Origin of the sequence: Peribacillus frigoritolerans (assembly GCF_004358755.1) — a bacterium.
In the GTDB taxonomy this organism is placed as follows: domain Bacteria; phylum Bacillota; class Bacilli; order Bacillales; family Bacillaceae; genus Bacillus_P.
In genome coordinates this window covers 948,065-965,389 of record NZ_SMZY01000002.1, presented here as the reverse complement: position 1 = coordinate 965,389, position 17,325 = coordinate 948,065, and the positions used below count along the sequence as shown (strand labels likewise).

Here is a 17,325-nt window from a genome sequence, read left to right as displayed (position 1 = left end):
AGTTTTGACCAACATTTTATACACAGTAGAAAAGCACTTGGCCGTTGTCATGTTAAATCGCCCGGAAGTATTCAACTGCTTCAACTATGAAACACTGCTTGAGCTTGAGGCAGCAGTTGAAGATATCCGCACGAATCCTGAAGTCAGGGCTGTGATTTTTACAGGTGCAGGGGAAAAGGCATTTTGTGCAGGCGCCGATCTGAAAGAGAGAAAGACTCTGACAGATCAGCAGGTAAAACGGAATCTTTATAAAATCGGCGAGGTATTCACAAAGATTGATGCCCTTCCTCAGCCCACAATTGCAGCCATTAACGGTTATGCATTCGGCGGAGGAATGGAGCTTGCCCTGTCATGTGATTTCAGGCTGATAGCAGAAGGCACGTCTGTCGGGCTGACCGAAACAGGCCTTGGCATCATTCCCGGTGCAGGGGGAACGCAGCGCCTTCCGCGCATTATCGGCGAGGCTAAAGCGCTTGAGCTTATTTTAACTGCGCGCAAAATTACGTCAGTGCAAGCACTGGAGTATGGTCTTGTTTCAAAGACAGCTCCAGATGTCATGGCTGCGGCAATCGAGCTTGCAGAAGAAATGCTCAAAAATGGACCTATTGCTCTGCAGCAGGCTAAATTTTCCATTAAACAGGGGATGAATGCAGATCTTCAGACAGGCTTGCATATTGAGCGCAAGGCTTATGAAATAACGATTCCTACCGAAGACCGAGTTGAAGCTTTAGCAGCATTCAGCGAAAAACGAAAACCAGTTTTTAAAGGAAAGTAAGCAGGGAGCGGCCAAGTGATTGGCCGTTTTTCTGTGGTTTTTTTTCTAGGAGCTTTTCGTAAACATTCTTGCTTTAAGATTACATGGTAAAACCTTAAGTGGATTGCAGCGGAAAGGAACGGACGGAATTTTTCTTATTCCTTTTCATGGACTTTAGTCTTAAAAATCAGAATATTACTATTTCTATATTGTTCAAAATATAATACGAATGTATACTATATAAAACAAATCGAAAGGGAGAACTTATGAAATCACTGCAGGAACAAATTGGAATCAACTTAAAGAATGTGCGCAAAATGCGGCAGTACAGTTTGGATCAGCTTTCAGCCGTTACGGGTGTGAGCAAAGGAATGCTTGCACAAATTGAAAAGGGCCAGTCAAGTCCGACCGTTAATACGCTCTGGAAAATTGCGAACGGACTTGGTGTATCTTTTTCGTCTCTGGTAGAAGAAGAACAGACGAGTGTTGCGGTTGTACGCAGGGCGGATAAAACAGCCGTTCAGGATTTGAATGAATTATACAATGTCTTTTCCTATTTTCCTTATGATCAGCAGAAGAAGTTTGAAATTTTTCTGCTTGAGCTGCTGCCGGGATGCAAGCATGTATCAGAGCAGCATTTAAGCGGGGTAGAGGAGTATTTATTTGTAAGTGAAGGAGAAATGTCTGTTTCTATTGGAGCTGCACATTACGAGCTGAAAAAAGGAGACTCCATTAAATTCACCGCTAACCGCGAGCATGTTTATGAAAATAAGGCAGATGTGTCCGCAAACTGTTTTCTGCTGATTTATTATCCGTAAAGAAGAGAGGGAGATTAATGGCAACAACAGCATTTTTGAGAAAACAGTCACATTTTTCTGAAGGAATAACAGCCGGTCTCAGCATTGCAATTGGGTATATGCCTGTTGCTATAACATTCGGACTGCTTGCAAGTGATACAGGACTTACTCTATCCGAAACCGTTTTAATGAGCATTTTCGTTTTTGCGGGAGCTGCACAATACATATCACTGAGTCTGATTGCAGCCGGCACCGGAGTATTTGAAATTATTTTTACTACTTTTATTGTGAATATCAGACATTTTTTGATGTCAGCTTCTTTAAATGAAAAGGTTGAGGAAGACAGCTTGTGGAAAAAAGCGCTGTATTCATTTGGGATTACAGACGAAACGTTTTCGGTTGCTTCTGTGAAAGAAGGGCATGTTTCAGCAGGTTATATGTTTGGGCTTATTTTCATTTCCTATTCGAGCTGGACAGTGTTTTCAGGTGTTGGACATCTGATAGGCGAAAGCTTGCCGGAAACGCTGCAGGAAAGCATGTCGGTTGCGCTATATGCGATGTTTATCGGGCTTTTAGTTCCTTCTATGAAAAAGCACAGGAAAGTTGTTTTACTGGCATCAGCTGCTGCGGTTATTCATTCTTTCATTTATCTGACAGGGCTCATGTCAACTGGATGGGCTATCGTCGTATCTACACTGCTTTCAGCTGTTCTAATCGAGCTGATCTATTCAAAGGAGGAAAAGCAAAATGATCAGTAATGTCATGATGATGATTATCGGCATGGCAGTAGTCACTTATTTGCCGAGGATGATTCCTCTGGTAGCTCTAAGCGGTATCGAGCTGCCTCCTTTTGTTCAAAATGTATTAAGAAACGTTCCATTTGCAACCCTCGGAGCATTGATTGTTCCTGGTGTTTTTCTTATTCAAGAGGATATCTGGTTTGGAATCACTGGGGCGATTTCAGCTTTTGCCGTTGCTTATCTGGGTGTTAATGTCATCGTCGTTGTAATGAGCTCCATCCTGACGCTGATTGTATACGGGCTCGTGTTTTAACCCGAATTTTAAGTTCTAACTCTCTTTGTCGTGAACTACACTAATACAAAGAGCTTGTTCGAGGGGGCATCATCATGCGCAAATGGCTGACTGTATCAGTCCTGATTTACTTCTTGTATGGCCTGTTTGTTTATTGGTATATCTATATGGGGGCAGATTCCGCCCTGCCAACCCAGTTTCAGGGAGGTTCAGCTGACCCGAATACGTTTATGAACAGCCGCGAACTGGTGCTGTCAGGCGAATATTCCAGGCTTAGGGATTTTCTCTATTTCATAACAGCGCCATTTGAATGGTTTATCTTTTTCGTTATTCTAGTTATTGGGTTTTCAAGGAAAATTCAGCATTGGTCTGAAGGGATTTCACGTTTCTTTGTGATTCAGACAGCGGTATATGTGTTCTGGCTTTCTTTTATCGTGACACTTTGTGCGTTTCCAATCGAATGGATGCGCTATAAAATCTCGCTTTCTTACCACATCACAACTCAATCCTTTGCTGGATGGATGAAAGATCAATTGATTGATTTCTGGGTGAATTATGCGTTTATGCTTTTAATTGTTGCAGTGCTGTATGGGCTTATCCGCAAGTTTTCCAGGAAGTGGTGGCTGTTTGCCTGGGTGCTGTCGATTCCATTCAGTCTGTTTTTAATGTTTATCCAGCCCGTTCTAATTGATCCGCTTTACAATGATTTTACTCCGCTTAAAAACAAAGAGCTTGAAACGAAAATCCTTGCTATAGCGGAAAAAGCGGATATCCCGGCAGAGCATGTGTTTGAAGTGAATATGTCCGAGAAAACAAATGCGTTAAACGCCTATGTGACCGGAATTGGAGACAATTCGCGAATTGTGCTCTGGGATACTACTTTAAACAAACTGAGTGAGGAAGAAATTCTGTTTATCATGGCACACGAAATGGGACATTACGTCATGAAGCATATTTACGTCGGAATTGCCGGCTACCTTGTTTTGACACTGATCGGTTTATATTTGATCAACCGGTTAATGAATTTTTCAATCAGGCGGTTCGGGCATATTCTCAATATCACCGAAAAACAGCAGCTTGCTTCCTTGCCGTTATTTCTGATGCTTCTGGGGATGCTCACTTTTGCCTCAGATCCATTTTCCAACATCATTTCACGCCATCAGGAAAAAGATGCTGATTTATACGCCATTGAAATGACTGAAAATCCGGAAGCAGCCGTCAATACGTTCCAGGAGTTGACGAAAGCCGGCTTGAGCCAGGTTAATCCGCCTGGCCTGGTGAAAATTTTCAGATACAGCCATCCTACGATACTTGAGCGGATTACCTATCTTGAGGAATGGGGAAGCGGTAATCCTGATAAATAAAAGGCTGTTTTCGCATTAATCTAAAAAGTTTACGAAAAAAGCAAATAAAAAACATCGCTGTTCCATTATGGAGCAGCGATGTTTTTATTATTAGCTGAGCACTGTCAACTCCTTTATAAAGCCTCGATCCACCCTTCCTATTAAGCAATTAAATTTCAAAAATAAAAAATTCAAAAAATTTTAAAGAAAAAGATTCCATTTTCAATTAGTCTGTTATATATTAATAATATAAATTAATAACTGTATTATAACAATACAAACAACCTACTGGAGGGATCAGGAAATGACAAACGAAAGAGCACAGAAATTACAAGAAAATTGGGCAATGGATGCAAGATGGAATGGGGTAGAAAGACCATATACAGCGGAAGAGGTCATTCGCCTTCGCGGATCAATTGATATCGAACATACACTTGCACGCAGGGGCGCTGAAAAGTTCTGGAACCTGCTGCAGACGGAAGATTATGTACATGCACTGGGCGCACTTACAGGAAATCAGGCAGTTCAGCAAGTAAAGGCAGGATTGAAAGCGATTTATTTAAGCGGCTGGCAGGTAGCTGCTGATGCAAACCTTTCAGGACACATGTATCCGGATCAAAGTTTATATCCGGCAAACAGTGTGCCGTCTGTTGTAAAACGGATCAATCAGGCCCTGCAGCGCGCCGATCAAATTCAGCATCTTGAGGGAGAAGGAAACATCGACTGGTTCGCTCCAATAATTGCCGATGCAGAAGCCGGATTCGGCGGACAGCTGAACGTATTTGAATTAATGAAAGGAATGATTGAAGCTGGAGCAGCGGCGGTTCATTTCGAAGATCAACTATCATCTGAGAAAAAATGCGGTCATCTCGGCGGAAAAGTATTGCTGCCGACACAAACAGCTGTTAAGAATTTAATTTCAGCTCGTCTAGCAGCTGACGTTATGGGCGTTCCGACATTAATTATTGCAAGAACAGATGCAGACGCAGCTGACTTAATCACAAGTGATGTAGATCCTGAAGATCAGGCATTTATTACAGGTGAGCGCACACCGGAAGGCTTCTTCCGCACAGCTGCCGGCATTGATCAGGCAATCGCACGCGGACTTGCTTACGCTCCGTATGCTGACTTAGTCTGGTGCGAAACATCAGAGCCTAACTTAGAGCAGGCGCAGAAGTTCGCTGACGCTATTCATGCTAAATTCCCAGGCAAGCTGCTTGCCTATAACTGTTCGCCATCTTTCAACTGGAAGAAAAAATTAGACGAAGAGACAATTTCCAAGTTTCAAAAAGAAATTGCTAAAATGGGCTACAAATTCCAATTTGTTACGCTTGCCGGTTTCCATGCGCTAAACTACGGCATGTTTGAACTCGCAAGAAAATACCGTGATCACGGCATGGCTGCATACTCTGAGCTTCAGCAGGCTGAATTTGCAAGCGAGCAATACGGCTATACAGCAACAAGACATCAGCGCGAAGTCGGAACAGGCTACTTTGATGAAGTATCACAAACCATCACAGGCGGAACTTCTTCTACAACTGCGTTAAAAGGTTCAACAGAAGCAGAGCAGTTCACGGCTAATCAATCTTAAGCAGGACAAAAAAAGCTGCCGCATCATTTTGGTGCGGCAGCTTTTTTTGTGTCCTGGATTTAATTTGGATCTAAGATGTTGTATGATGCTTGGAATAAAGAAGTTTTTTGCTAAGGTACCCATAGGAGCTGTACGATGCCCTGCACATTCTCCACCAACAACATAAAAGCAAGCCCCGCTTCGGGGCTTGCTTTTAAATGATTAATCGCAGCTCTGCATATTCTTTGGCTAACTTTAAAAATAGCGGTTTGTCATTTCGGTCCAAGGACTCATCGATCTTTTCCGAAAGGAGGGACAGTTTCCGGGTTAACACAGCTTCATCCAACACCATTTGAATGTAAATATCAAGTACGGTTTCCTGTTTCTTTTCCATCTTGAATGTGTTACGGGACTTCATGATCTCGGTATACGTTTTCCTGTTTTTCACGAAAGATCACCCCTGATGCCTTTTTTTAATTATATGGATAATAGGCACGGAAATCAACTAAATATTTATAATTTTTAGAAAACTTATTTCTCCAATTTCTGCATGTGGTAAAAAGTCAGGAAAACATGGAAGAGGAAAGATAAATTGAACGCAGAGCAGGACATGAAAGTTGATTGGGTTCTGCCGGATGCCGTGTAGCAGAGGCTTGAATTTTGAATAAGAGATTTGTCTATAGCATTTTCTCTAACTTTTCACCGCATTGTTAAAATATTGTAAAATTGTAGAAAATGAGAAATGAATATGCTAGATTAAAACTAGTTCTATACTCCTATATAATTAGAGGTGAAAATTTTGGAAAACGAGCAAGCAAAGTATTTAGATCATTACGTAGCAAATCGATTTACGATGGCAATCTTGCCTGAGGCACACAGAGGAAGTCTGTTTTCTAGAGTCATTGAGGCAGAGCAAGAGGTTTTTGTGAAGCTCACTCCTCAGGATATTATAAACCGCAGCTGTTCTTATTTTGGGTCCAGCTATGAAGGACGCAAAGCTGCCACAAGGGACTTAATGGGAATTACACATAAACCTCCGATTGTCATTGATCCGGGAAATCATATGTATTTCTTTCCTACGTCTTCTTCATCAAGAAGGCAATGCGCATGGATTTCGCATGCACACATTCTTCAATATACAGCAGCTGATTTTGATAATACAGACATTATCTTCACAAATGGGAGCAGTGTGACAATTTCAGTCTCATCGACCTCTTTTGAGAACCAATTATTCCGGACGGCTCAGCTGCGCACAATCATTACAGCACGAATCGAAGAAGAGCACCGCAAGATGAACTTGGTGCTGTTTCCAAAGGAAAAGCAGACGAATCTCATTTACGAACAAATCATTCGCGAGCTGAACAAGCATTAATTACTTTTTTATCACTTTAAATAAATATTCTTCCATGAGTTCGCATACTTTATTGCGTATTCTCGGATTAAAATAATTGTGCTGCTCCTCGTAGCCTTTAAAGATGAATGAATACATCGTAAATGCTTCATCTCTTTGCACCTGGCTGACCTTTATGCTGTTTTTTTTCAGTTCATGGCGTACGACTGTCAGATCCTTTTGTGCAAGTTTGAGTGATTCTTCGATGATGTTCAGGTATGGCTGTTTAAGCTTGAATGGACTTTGCTCAATGATGGATAAGTCCCGGTTGAATATGGATATGGTCATCGGAAGGTATATGGACATTTCAATTGCATCTCGAAGGTCTGAGGGAATTCTCGTCATCAAAAAAACCTCGCTTCAACATTATAAAAAGAACGTATGTTCGATTTTATTTTACTTTATCAGCTTATGAAATGCAAGTCTGTTTTATGCATGCTCCGCACTGTAAAATACCCTCTATGTTTAAAGTCTTTACACAAACGTGTAAAATAATAGCATAGATAAAGATGTAAGGAGCTTACCGCATGGAACTCGAGGCGTTTTTGGATTATTTTACTATTGAAAGAATGATGGAATTTTTTAAAGATTACCGTTCGTTTGGCCCGCTGCTGGGCATAGGGCTTCCTTTGCTTGAAGCGTTTCTGCCATTTTTGCCGTTAGTCGTTTTTCTTGTAGCGAATGCCAATTCGTTTGGCCTGTGGTTCGGTTTTATTTATTCCTGGATCGGAAGCTGTCTTGGTGCCCTAATATTGTTTTTGATCGTTCGAAAGTACGGACAGGAGAGGTTTTTCAGGGTTTTCAGCCGGAATGCGACTGTGCAGAGAATGATGGGGTGGCTTGAGAGGCACGGGTTTGGTCCTTTGTTTTTGCTGCTTTGCTTTCCGTTTACGCCATCTGCAGCCGTTAATATCGTGGCGGGGCTGTCCAAGGTGAGTATCTGGCAATTCAGTTTGGCTGTGCTGTCCGGAAAGTTTGTGATGATCTTTTTAGTCAGTTTCATCGGATATGATTTGCGTGCTTTGATTACGCAGCCTTCAAGAACGGTTATTGCCGTGGCTGTCATTTTTTTATTGTGGTTCATCGGCAAGCAGCTCGAAAAGCGGCTCAATGTCAAAATGCTTGAAAAGAAAAGAGATCATTAATTTTACGGGGGAGTTAAGATGAGAAAAAGATACTGGTTTTTTTCAACTGTCATCACATTCTTGCTCATTATTACCATAAAAAATCTCATTTTCGTTGATTACAAGGTTGAGGGTGTTTCCATGCAGCCTACTCTGACAGCCGGACATCTGCTGTCCATAAATAAGGTCAATCACCGCCTGTTTGATTTTAAACGCTTTGAGATTGTTGTGTTTAAAGCACCGGGCGGAGAAGATGCTTACATCAAAAGAGTGATCGGTTTGCCGGGGGATAAACTCGAATATAAAAATGATAAACTGTTTGTAAATGGCAAGGCAATGGAAGAGCCTTATTTGAAAACGCTGAAAAAAGGGACTCCTTTCGGAAGAGTAACAGGCAGCTTTACTTTAAAAGAAATCACCGGAAGAAATACAATTCCAGAGGGATATCTGTTTGTTTTAGGGGATAATCGTCTCGTAAGCCGTGACAGCAGGCAATTTGGCTTGATCAGGCAGGATGAAGTGATTGGAAAAGTAAAAGAATGAATCTATTTTCTGATTGTAAAAAGAACAGCGATGCTGTAAAACACTGAGAACAAAAACAGAATTTCATGAAAGGAAAAGATGCCGGCTATTAAAGGGCCTATGCTTGCTCCGGCTAAAAGCAGGAATGAATAAAGGGATACTGCAGTTGCCCTGTCACGGCCTCCGTATTCGCCGATAAGCGAAATGACCGCGGGTATGCAAATGGAGAGCGATGCTGTGTATAACACTGAAAATCCTGCTGACATGTAAAGATTCGTGCTTAAAAATGAGAGAAGAAATGAAAGGATTATCCCAATCATGGCATATCTGACGGCAGTCAGCTTACCATACTTTATAATCCACTTCACACTCATCAGTGAGAAAAATACCCCCGTTAATCCCGCTGCTTTGGCCCAAAATAAAGCCTCGCTTGAAACCGTTCTCCCGTATTCTCTGTGAAAACCTTCATAGTAAGCAACAAAAGACATTAACATTGCAAAGGCAAGAAGATAACACAACAGCAATTTTTTGTTTTTAAGAATAGAGCTTAAAGAAGAGAAGAAATTTTTCCGGACAGTTCCCGATCTTTTTTCCTCAATAAAAAATACCATCCCAGCCATAACAAAAGCATACATACATGCAAAAAAATAAAACACAGCAGCCCAATTGAAAGCGGCTTCAATTGCTGAGCTGATCAGCTGACCCATGATGCCAGACATCAAAAACCCCATATTGATAAGGGAAATCAGCCGTGTCCTTATTTTCTCATTAAAGGCTTCAAAGCAATAGGCATAAGCGACAGGCGCAAAGCAGCCCAAAAAGAATCCTTGTAAGGAGCGCAGCGGGAGAAAGGTTGAAGGTGCCGCAAAGGCTAAGAGAACCGTGGCAATGATGGAGCAGCCAAATCCGGCAATGAGAATTTTTTTCTTCCCCGCCATCTCTGTAAGCGGCCCAAATACAAGGAGCCCGGCTGCATAGAAGAAGGTGAAAAAAGTGCTTCCGAGTACAGCTTCATCAAATGAAATTCCAATGCCTTCTGCAGCTTCGTGATAAATCGGAATAAGAATATAGATGCTGCTTGCGACCATGATCGCCGTGATTAAAAAAAAGAATGAGAGCAGATTAATCTTATTCATGTTCCTGCCTCCTTTTCATTCATATCAAGATTCAGATAGCATCCAGCATCTATGTCCAGCGCAAGCACCCGGATCCTCTGTCAGAACGGCTTTGCCAAAACCTTGGCGCATTCACTTTTCTTATAGCCTATGCGTCAGCCAATCAGGCCGTTCTCCCATGATTCTGCAAAACTTGGAAAGGGTACGGGAATGGTATTCCCCTGTTTTTTCAAGTAAAATAGATGGAGAGATTACAAATGAAATAATAGATAGCTTAAAGAATGAAAAAGGCATATTGGTATGCCTTTTTATTCATTGACGAAAAGAAATTAATTTAGAATTTTATAACAGTAAGCCGCCTGTGCGTATCAATGTGCTTGCGCTTTTTATAGGAAGGGGTCCTGGATGTGGGAGTAAAGTTTGTTTTAGGGAGATCTGGAAGCGGGAAAACACACCGGCTGTTAAATGAAATCCGCATGGATCTTTTTGAACAGCCGGAAGGAGACCCAATCGTTTATTTGGTGCCTGATCAAATGACGTTTGGCATTGAATATGAGCTGATTAAAACGCCTGATTTAGGCGGGATGATGCGTGCGCAAACATTCAGCTTCAGCCGTCTGGCATGGAGGATTCTGCAGGAAACAGGAGGAATCAGCCGCTATCATATCTCCGGAACAGGGATTCAAATGATGCTTCGGAAGCTTGTTGAACAGCATAAGCAGGAGTTTAAAATTTTTGCAAAAGCAAGCGGCAAAAGCGGATTTATTGAGCATATTGAAACGATGATTACAGAACTGAAGCGCTATAGTCTCACGCCCCAGGACATGGAAGATAAGCTTGAGAAGATGTCAGTAAATGCTACCCGTCAGGAAAAGGCGCTGGCTGATAAGCTTCATGATGTTGTCCTGCTCTATAAACAGCTCGAGATTGAACTCAGCGGAACGTACGTTGATTCAGAGGATTATCTAAAGCTCTTGGCAGAGAAAATTGCAGAATCAACTTATATTCAAAATGCGGATATTTATATAGATGGATTTCACAGCTTTACACCAAAGGAGTATGAAGTCATCGCAGCATTCATGAATCATGCGAAAAGCGTAACCATTGCCCTTACAGCAGACAAGCCGTTTCATGAGCATCTGCCGCATGAGCTGCATTTATTCAGAATGACTGGAATGACTTATCATAAGCTCTCAATGCTTGCAGAAGAATCAAGGATGGAAGTGGATGAGGTTCTCGTATTAAATGAAATGCCGAGATTCATAGAACGTCCGTCACTTGCCCATTTAGAGAGATACCTTGAATCAAGGCCTGTAAAGCCGTACGAAGGAGAAACAAATGCGGTGATTGCCCAGGCCTCGTCCCGCCGCTCAGAGATAGAAGGGATCGCCAGAAAAATCCGCGGTTTTGTCATGGATGATGATTACCGCTACAAGGATCTTGCCGTATTAATACGAAATATTGGAGATTATCAGGACTTGATTGAACAAGTGTTCAGAGATTATGAGATTCCTTTTTTCATCGATCAAAAGCGTTCGATGCTGAATCACCCTGTGATTGAACTGATCAGATCCGCTCTTGAAGTCTTAAACGGCAACTGGCGGTATGAAGCTGTGTTCCGCTGCATCAAAACAGAGCTTCTTCTGCCTTTTGGCGCCGGCAAGCAGGAAATGCGGGAGAAAATGGATCAGTTTGAGAACTACGTGCTATCATACGGGATTCAGGGAAACAAATGGACGAAGGAAGAACGTTTTGTCTATCGCAGATACTATTCACTGGACGATGAGTATGTCAGAACAGACGAAGAAAATGAAATGGAAGACATGATCAATGAGCTCAGAGATCTTGTTGTACGGCCGCTGAACGGACTTGCTGAGAGAATGAAAAGGGCTAAAAGCAGCATCGGCATGGCTGAGGCTCTGTACCTGTTTCTTGAAGAGCTGGATATTCCGCTTAAGCTTGAGCAGCTGAGAGTGGATGCCGAGGAAGCGGGAAGACTGACTGAGGCTAGAGAACATGCTCAAGTATGGAGTGCTGTAACAGGAATGCTGGATGAGTTTGCTGAGATGATGAATGAACATGCCATCTCCCGCAAGCTATTTTCCGAAATGATCGAAACGGGTCTTGAAGCGATGAAGTTTGCGCTTGTTCCGCCTGCAATTGATCAGGTTGTCATCGCAAGCCTGGAACGATCAAGGCTGCTTAACGTCAAGATTTCATTTGTGGTTGGCGCCAATGATGGTGTTCTTCCTGCAAGGCCGATGGAAAAAGGGGTGCTGACAGAGGAAGACCGGATGTCTCTGCACCATCAGGGAATTGAACTTGCGCCAACTGCGAGAGAGCAGCTTTTGGATGAGAGTTTTATCATTTATTTAGCACTTGCAGGCGCATCACATGAGCTGTATATCTCCTATCCGCTTGCAGATGAGGAAGGAAAAGCTTTGCTTCCGTCCATGATCATTAAGCGGCTGAAGGACTTATTCCCAGCCATTCGAACGGAAATTTTTATAAATGAGCCTGAGGAGCTGCCTGAAGAGGAACAGCTGTCCTTTATTGTGAATGAAGATGTTACCATTTCCTATCTTACGTCTCAGCTGCAGGCCTGGAAGCGGAGCTATCCAATCAGTTCGATTTGGTGGGATACGTACACGTATTTTACCCAGCAGGACCAGAAGGAGACGTTATCAAAAGTTGTGGGAAGCCTGTTTTACCGAAACGAGGCAGAAACACTGCAATCAGACATCAGCAGAGAGCTTTACGGCGAGCACATTCAAGGCAGTGTTTCGCGGATGGAAATGTTTAAGGCCTGTGCGTTTTCCCATTATGCAACACACGGATTAAAACTTAAAGAACGGCAATATTTCCGTCTTGAGGCACCGGATATAGGCCAGATGTTTCACTCCGCTTTAAAGCTGATAGCAGATCGAATGCAGCAATTAAAGCTTGATTGGAAGGACTTATCGAAGGATCAGTGTGCAAGCCTTTCGCATGATGCAGTTGAAACACTTGCGCCAAGACTTCAGCGGGAAATTCTATTAAGCTCAAACCGGCATCACTATTTAAAAAGAAAGCTTGTCAGCATTATCACGAGAGCTTCGTCTATTTTAAGCGAGCATGCGAAGGCAAGCGGATTTGCACCGGCCGGCCTTGAGCTTGGTTTTGGAAAAGGCGGTCCGCTGCCTCCTATCCGTTTTCAGCTGGATAATGGCTGCACGATGGAATTGATCGGACGGATTGACCGCGTGGATAAGGCGGAAAGCTCTAAAGGAGTTCTCCTGCGAATCGTTGATTTTAAATCAAGTGATAAAGCTCTTAATTTATCAGAGGTGTATTACGGACTCGCCCTGCAGATGCTGACTTATTTAGATGTGATTATCACTCATTCTAAAAGCTGGCTTGGAGTGGAGGCGACTCCTGCAGGCGTGCTTTACTTTCATGTACACGATCCGATGATTCAGACAGCATCACAGATTCCGCACGATAAAATTGAAGAGGAAATTTTCAAGAAGTTTAAAATGAAGGGGTTATTGCTTGGAGATGAGGAAGCTGTGCGTCTAATGGATCAGACATTAGACAGCGGCCTTTCGAAAATAGTATCTGCCGGCATTAAGAAGGATGGCGGCTTCAGATCAGATTCTGCGATTGCAAGCGAAGGGGAGTTTGATTTGCTCCGCGGTCATGTGCGTTCGATTTTCCAAAGCATAGGAACGGATATTACAAACGGGGTTGTTGACATCGCCCCATACAAAATGAAGGAGAAAGTGCCGTGCACGTTTTGCTCCTTTAAGTCCGTCTGTCAATTTGATCAATCATTGTCAGAAAATCAATACCGCATGCTGAAGGATGACAAAAATGATGTCATTCTCTCAAGATTGAGGAACGAAGCAGGGAGGGAAGAGAATGATACAGAAACCGAGTGACAGCCAGTGGACGGATGATCAATGGAAAGCGATCGTCTCAGGCGGACAGGATATTCTTGTGGCTGCCGCCGCTGGATCAGGAAAAACAGCGGTGCTCGTTGAGAGAATTATCCGCAAAATCATTTCAAAAGAAAATCCGGTCGATGTGGACCGCTTATTAGTCGCAACTTTCACCAATGCATCAGCAGCAGAAATGAGAAACCGGATCGGCGAAGCGCTTGAAAAAGCATTGAAGGAAAACCCCTCTTCCCTTCATTTGAGAAGACAGCTGTCCCTATTAAATCGGGCAGCCATTTCTACGCTTCATTCCTTCTGCCTGAATGTGGTGAGGAAGTATTATTACTTAATCGATCTGGATCCTGGTTTCCGGATTGCAGATGAAACAGAGGGGCAGCTCCTGATCGATGAGGTGCTGGGTGATATCTTTGAAGAACAATACAGCCTTGCAGATAATGATGCTTTTTTTGATCTAGTAGACCGCTATACAACAGATAGAAGTGATACAGACCTGCAAACACTGATCCGTGCGCTCTATCAATTTTCCCGTTCGCATCCGAACCCATCTAAGTGGCTTGATGAACTTGCCGGCATGTATGGCGAAGAAGAGCGGCTTGAAAACTTGCCGTTTTTTCCATATCTTGCTGCAGATATTTCCATGCAGCTCACAAGCAGTCTTGAAAAACTGCAGCGAGCACTTGCACTGACTGAAAAACCGGGGGGCCCAGCTCCGCGTGCGGAAAATCTGACAGATGATATCAGGCAGGTTCAGGAATTGATTAAAGCAAAGGATTCGTGGCAGGAACTGGCGGAAAAAATGGCACTGACGTCATTTTCGCGGGCTAAAGCTTGCAGGGGGTCTGAATACAGCAAGGAATTGCTTGAACAGACTACGGCGCTGCGCAATTCAGCCAAAAAACAAATCGAACAGCTGCAGGAAGAGCTGTTTGCACGATCTTATGAAAGCCATCTGCAGGATTTGCGGGATTTAAAACCTGTCATCGAAACACTTACAGGACTTGTGAATCTGTTTGGGGAACGTTTTGATGAAATGAAAAAACAAAAAGGGATTGTTGATTTCGCAGACCTTGAGCACTTCTGCCTTCAAATACTGGGAACACCCGATGAGCATGGTCAATTGCATGCAAGTGAAGCAGCTCTTGATTATCAGAATCAGTTTGAAGAAGTTCTTGTCGATGAGTATCAGGATACAAACCTCGTACAGGAAACCATTCTCAAGCTGGTAACAAAAAGCGGACGGGGAAACTTGTTTATGGTAGGCGATGTAAAACAATCGATTTACAGATTCCGCCTTGCTGAACCGTTTTTATTTTTAAGCAAATATAAAACCTTCTCAAAAGAAGGACAGCACATAGGACTCCGCATCGATTTATCGAAAAACTTCAGAAGCCGTTCAGAAGTCATCGACGGCACGAACTTTCTCTTCAAGCAGCTGATGGGAGAGAAGGTAGGGGAAGTTGCCTACGACCTTGATGCTGAGCTGAAGCTTGGCGCAACTTATCCGGAATCCGAGCAGATGCGGGCTGAACTCCTGCTTGTAAATCGCGGCAAGGATGAGGAAGAGGACTTTTCTGTGGAAGAAGCTTCATTCCATCCTGAAGAACTTCAGACTGTTCAGCTTGAAGCAAGAGTCATGGCAAAGAAAATCCGCGGGATGATTCAGGATAAATTTCAGATTTATGACCGCAAAATCGGCGGTACCCGGAATATCACGTACAGAGATGTAGTCATTCTGCTGCGCTCTATGCCATGGGCGCCACAAATTATTGAGGAGTTTAAACAAGAGGGCATTCCTGTGTATGCAAACCTCTCAGGCGGTTATTTTGAAGCAACGGAAGTCGCCATTATGATGTCGCTTCTCAAAGTGATTGATAACCCGTACCAGGATGTTCCGCTAGCATCCGTTCTAAGGTCGCCTGTTGTCGGACTGAATACAAATGAACTGGCCATCATCCGGACATATTCAAAAAAAGGCACGTACTTTGAAGCGTTAAAAGTTTTCTTATCAGAAGCATCCCGGGAAGATGCAGCCCTCAGCAGAAGACTGCAGTCGTTTTATGATCAGCTGCAAACATGGCGAGAACTTGCTCGCATGGGATCCGTTTCAGAATTAATTTGGCAGCTGTACCGGGATACGAAATTTTTCAATTATGTCGGCGGAATGCCCGGCGGCAAGCAGCGGCAGGCCAATTTGCGGGCGCTCTATGACAGAGCACGTCAGTATGAGGCCACTACCTTCAGAGGACTTTTCCGTTTCCTTCGCTTCATAGAGCGCATGCAGGAGAGGGGAGATGACCTTGGTGCTGCAAGAGCCCTCGGCGAGCAGGAAGATGTTGTCCGGCTGATGACCATTCACAGCAGCAAAGGTCTGGAGTTTCCGGTCGTATTCGTTGCCGGGCTAGCACGACAGTTTAATATGATGGATATGAATAAAAAATACTTGCTTGATAAGGAGCTCGGATTCGCTACGAAGCTGATCCAGCCGTCTCTTCGAATCAGCTATCCAACCTTGCCGCTTGCAGCCATGAAGAAAAAGATGAAAATTGAATTGCTGTCAGAAGAGCTTCGCGTTCTGTATGTAGCTTTAACTCGCGCAAAAGAGAAACTATTCTTGGTCGGAACATTGAAAGACGCCGGAAAAACGCTGTCTGACTGGCAAAATTCAATGACTCAGGAGGAGTGGCTGCTCCCGGATTTTGAACGTGCACAGGCTAAATCCTATCTTGACTGGATCGGTCCTGCATTAGTCCGCCACGAGAATGCGGAAAGACTCAGGGAAAATAGTGAAGAAACAAGTCCATCCATTCTTCATCATCCATCGCGGTGGGAAATTAGCGTAATGAATGAAGAGGAACTGTATGACAGTCAAAAAGAGGAGAAAAAGTACAATCAGGAAATGCTCAGTGCTTTGAAGAACCTTGAACCAGTAGCTGAGCAGTCAGATTATCAGGAGAAAATAAAAGCCCGATTATCATGGACATATGAGCATCAGTTTGCCACCATATTCCGTTCAAAGCAATCAGTATCGGAAGTGAAAAGGCAGCAGGAATTCAGAGATGAATATAGTGATGAAACCATTCTGCGTAATCAGAAAGACACCTTTATGTATGACCGTCCAAAATTCATGCAAAAAAAATCGCTCACAGCTGCAGAAAAAGGGACAGCTATGCATGCAGTTATGCAGCAGCTTAATCTGAGCGAACCGGTAACGGCCGAAATTACCCGCCGAAAAGTTCAAGAGCTTATCACAAAAGAAATCCTGACAAAAGAGCAGGCGGACAGCATTGATATTGACTCCATTGCTCGCTTTTTCCAGACGGATATCGGGAAAAGACTTCAGAAAGCAGACCGCATAGAGAGGGAGGTTCCCTTCAGTTATGCCTTGCCCGCCGATGAACTTTACGAAGAAGCAAAGGGTGAGCATGTACTGATTCAAGGTGTCATCGACTGTTTATTTGAAGACAAAGAAGGTGTCGTTTTGCTTGATTATAAAACAGATGCTATTGAAGGGAAGTTTCCGGGAGGATTTCAGCAGGCACGTTCTGTTTTAACGAAACGCTACAGTGTTCAGCTTGATCTTTACGGAAAAGCGATTGAAAAAATAACGAAGAAACCTCTTTCATCAAAAGTTCTTTATTTCTTTGATGGAGGACATGTACTAGAAGTGTAAGACATGAGAAGAAGTATTTACTTCTTCTTTTTTTAGAACATAAGTAAGAATGAATTGCGCATTGGTGTCT

14 protein-coding genes are annotated in these 17,325 nt (G+C 43.2%); 11 read left to right on the top strand and 3 right to left on the bottom strand.

Going from position 1 to position 17,325, the window contains the following annotated elements:
* The first annotated feature begins 4 nt into the window (after positions 1 to 4).
* The 6 genes from E2R53_RS12150 to aceA all read left to right on the top strand — a co-directional run bounded on the left by E2R53_RS12150 (position 5) and on the right by aceA (position 5,517).
* Entirely contained in the window at positions 5 to 775 is a 771-nt protein-coding gene (locus E2R53_RS12150; protein WP_133311996.1) for an enoyl-CoA hydratase-related protein, read from the top strand.
* 245 nt (positions 776 to 1,020) lie between these two features.
* Complete coding sequence (locus tag E2R53_RS12145; RefSeq protein ID WP_133311995.1) at positions 1,021 to 1,572, top strand: helix-turn-helix domain-containing protein; 552 nt, start codon at positions 1,021 to 1,023, stop codon at positions 1,570 to 1,572.
* A gap of 17 nt (positions 1,573 to 1,589) precedes the next feature.
* Positions 1,590 to 2,309, top strand: coding sequence for an AzlC family ABC transporter permease (locus E2R53_RS12140; protein WP_133311994.1), 720 nt, complete (start codon positions 1,590 to 1,592; stop codon positions 2,307 to 2,309).
* The gene (locus E2R53_RS12135; RefSeq protein ID WP_133311993.1) at positions 2,299 to 2,604 is read left to right on the top strand and encodes an AzlD domain-containing protein; all 306 of its coding nucleotides are present in this window, start codon (positions 2,299 to 2,301) and stop codon (positions 2,602 to 2,604) included. The genes E2R53_RS12140 and E2R53_RS12135 overlap by 11 nt, the downstream gene beginning before the upstream one ends.
* Positions 2,605 to 2,678: 74 nt before the next feature.
* Positions 2,679 to 3,947, top strand: a complete 1,269-nt coding sequence (locus tag E2R53_RS12130; protein WP_133311992.1) for a M48 family metallopeptidase — start codon at positions 2,679 to 2,681, stop codon at positions 3,945 to 3,947.
* Positions 3,948 to 4,230: 283 nt separating this feature from the next.
* Positions 4,231 to 5,517 carry an isocitrate lyase gene (gene aceA / locus E2R53_RS12125; RefSeq protein ID WP_133311991.1) on the top strand — a complete coding sequence of 429 codons (1,287 nt, stop codon included), beginning with the start codon at positions 4,231 to 4,233 and terminating at the stop codon, positions 5,515 to 5,517.
* Positions 5,518 to 5,710: 193 nt separating this feature from the next.
* Here the strand turns inward: aceA and E2R53_RS12120 are convergent, their stop codons facing one another.
* Entirely contained in the window at positions 5,711 to 5,944 is a 234-nt protein-coding gene (locus tag E2R53_RS12120) for an IDEAL domain-containing protein (RefSeq protein ID WP_133311990.1), read from the bottom strand.
* A gap of 351 nt (positions 5,945 to 6,295) precedes the next feature.
* On the opposite strand from E2R53_RS12120, the gene E2R53_RS12115 reads away from it, so the two are divergent.
* Positions 6,296 to 6,868 (top strand): competence protein ComK, encoded by a 573-nt coding sequence (locus E2R53_RS12115; protein ID WP_286166159.1) that lies wholly within the window; start codon positions 6,296 to 6,298, stop codon positions 6,866 to 6,868.
* Here the strand turns inward: E2R53_RS12115 and E2R53_RS12110 are convergent, their stop codons facing one another.
* Positions 6,869 to 7,231 carry a hypothetical protein gene (locus E2R53_RS12110; protein ID WP_133311989.1) on the bottom strand — a complete coding sequence of 121 codons (363 nt, stop codon included), beginning with the start codon at positions 7,229 to 7,231 and terminating at the stop codon, positions 6,869 to 6,871.
* Between the two features lie 182 nt (positions 7,232 to 7,413).
* Between E2R53_RS12110 and E2R53_RS12105 the strand changes: the two genes are divergently transcribed.
* Both E2R53_RS12105 and lepB read left to right on the top strand, forming a co-directional pair.
* Positions 7,414 to 8,031, top strand: coding sequence for a TVP38/TMEM64 family protein (locus E2R53_RS12105; RefSeq protein WP_133311988.1), 618 nt, complete (start codon positions 7,414 to 7,416; stop codon positions 8,029 to 8,031).
* Positions 8,032 to 8,049: 18 nt separating this feature from the next.
* Positions 8,050 to 8,553: a signal peptidase I gene (gene lepB, locus E2R53_RS12100; protein ID WP_133311987.1), complete on the top strand. Its 504-nt coding sequence runs from the start codon at positions 8,050 to 8,052 to the stop codon at positions 8,551 to 8,553.
* Between the two features lie 2 nt (positions 8,554 to 8,555).
* Here lepB and E2R53_RS12095 read toward each other — a convergent pair whose 3' ends face one another.
* Entirely contained in the window at positions 8,556 to 9,668 is a 1,113-nt protein-coding gene (locus E2R53_RS12095; protein WP_133311986.1) for an MFS transporter, read from the bottom strand.
* 386 nt (positions 9,669 to 10,054) lie between these two features.
* On the opposite strand from E2R53_RS12095, the gene addB reads away from it, so the two are divergent.
* On the top strand, positions 10,055 to 13,567 hold the full coding sequence (addB, locus tag E2R53_RS12090; protein ID WP_133311985.1) for a helicase-exonuclease AddAB subunit AddB: 3,513 nt from the start codon (positions 10,055 to 10,057) through the stop codon (positions 13,565 to 13,567).
* Positions 13,548 to 17,255, top strand: coding sequence for a helicase-exonuclease AddAB subunit AddA (addA, locus tag E2R53_RS12085; RefSeq protein ID WP_133311984.1), 3,708 nt, complete (start codon positions 13,548 to 13,550; stop codon positions 17,253 to 17,255). The genes addB and addA overlap by 20 nt, the downstream gene beginning before the upstream one ends.
* Positions 17,256 to 17,325 lie beyond the last annotated feature (70 nt).

Coding starts and splice junctions, on each gene's coding strand:
- E2R53_RS12095 (WP_133311986.1), bottom strand. CDS start 9,668: ATGAATAAGATTAATCTGCTCTCATTCTTTTTTTTAATCACGGCGATC.
- aceA (WP_133311991.1), top strand. CDS start 4,231: ATGACAAACGAAAGAGCACAGAAATTACAAGAAAATTGGGCAATGGAT.
- E2R53_RS12140 (WP_133311994.1), top strand. CDS start 1,590: ATGGCAACAACAGCATTTTTGAGAAAACAGTCACATTTTTCTGAAGGA.
- E2R53_RS12105 (WP_133311988.1), top strand. CDS start 7,414: ATGGAACTCGAGGCGTTTTTGGATTATTTTACTATTGAAAGAATGATG.
- E2R53_RS12130 (WP_133311992.1), top strand. CDS start 2,679: ATGCGCAAATGGCTGACTGTATCAGTCCTGATTTACTTCTTGTATGGC.
- E2R53_RS12135 (WP_133311993.1), top strand. CDS start 2,299: ATGATCAGTAATGTCATGATGATGATTATCGGCATGGCAGTAGTCACT.
- lepB (WP_133311987.1), top strand. CDS start 8,050: ATGAGAAAAAGATACTGGTTTTTTTCAACTGTCATCACATTCTTGCTC.
- E2R53_RS12110 (WP_133311989.1), bottom strand. CDS start 7,231: ATGACGAGAATTCCCTCAGACCTTCGAGATGCAATTGAAATGTCCATA.
- addA (WP_133311984.1), top strand. CDS start 13,548: ATGATACAGAAACCGAGTGACAGCCAGTGGACGGATGATCAATGGAAA.
- E2R53_RS12145 (WP_133311995.1), top strand. CDS start 1,021: ATGAAATCACTGCAGGAACAAATTGGAATCAACTTAAAGAATGTGCGC.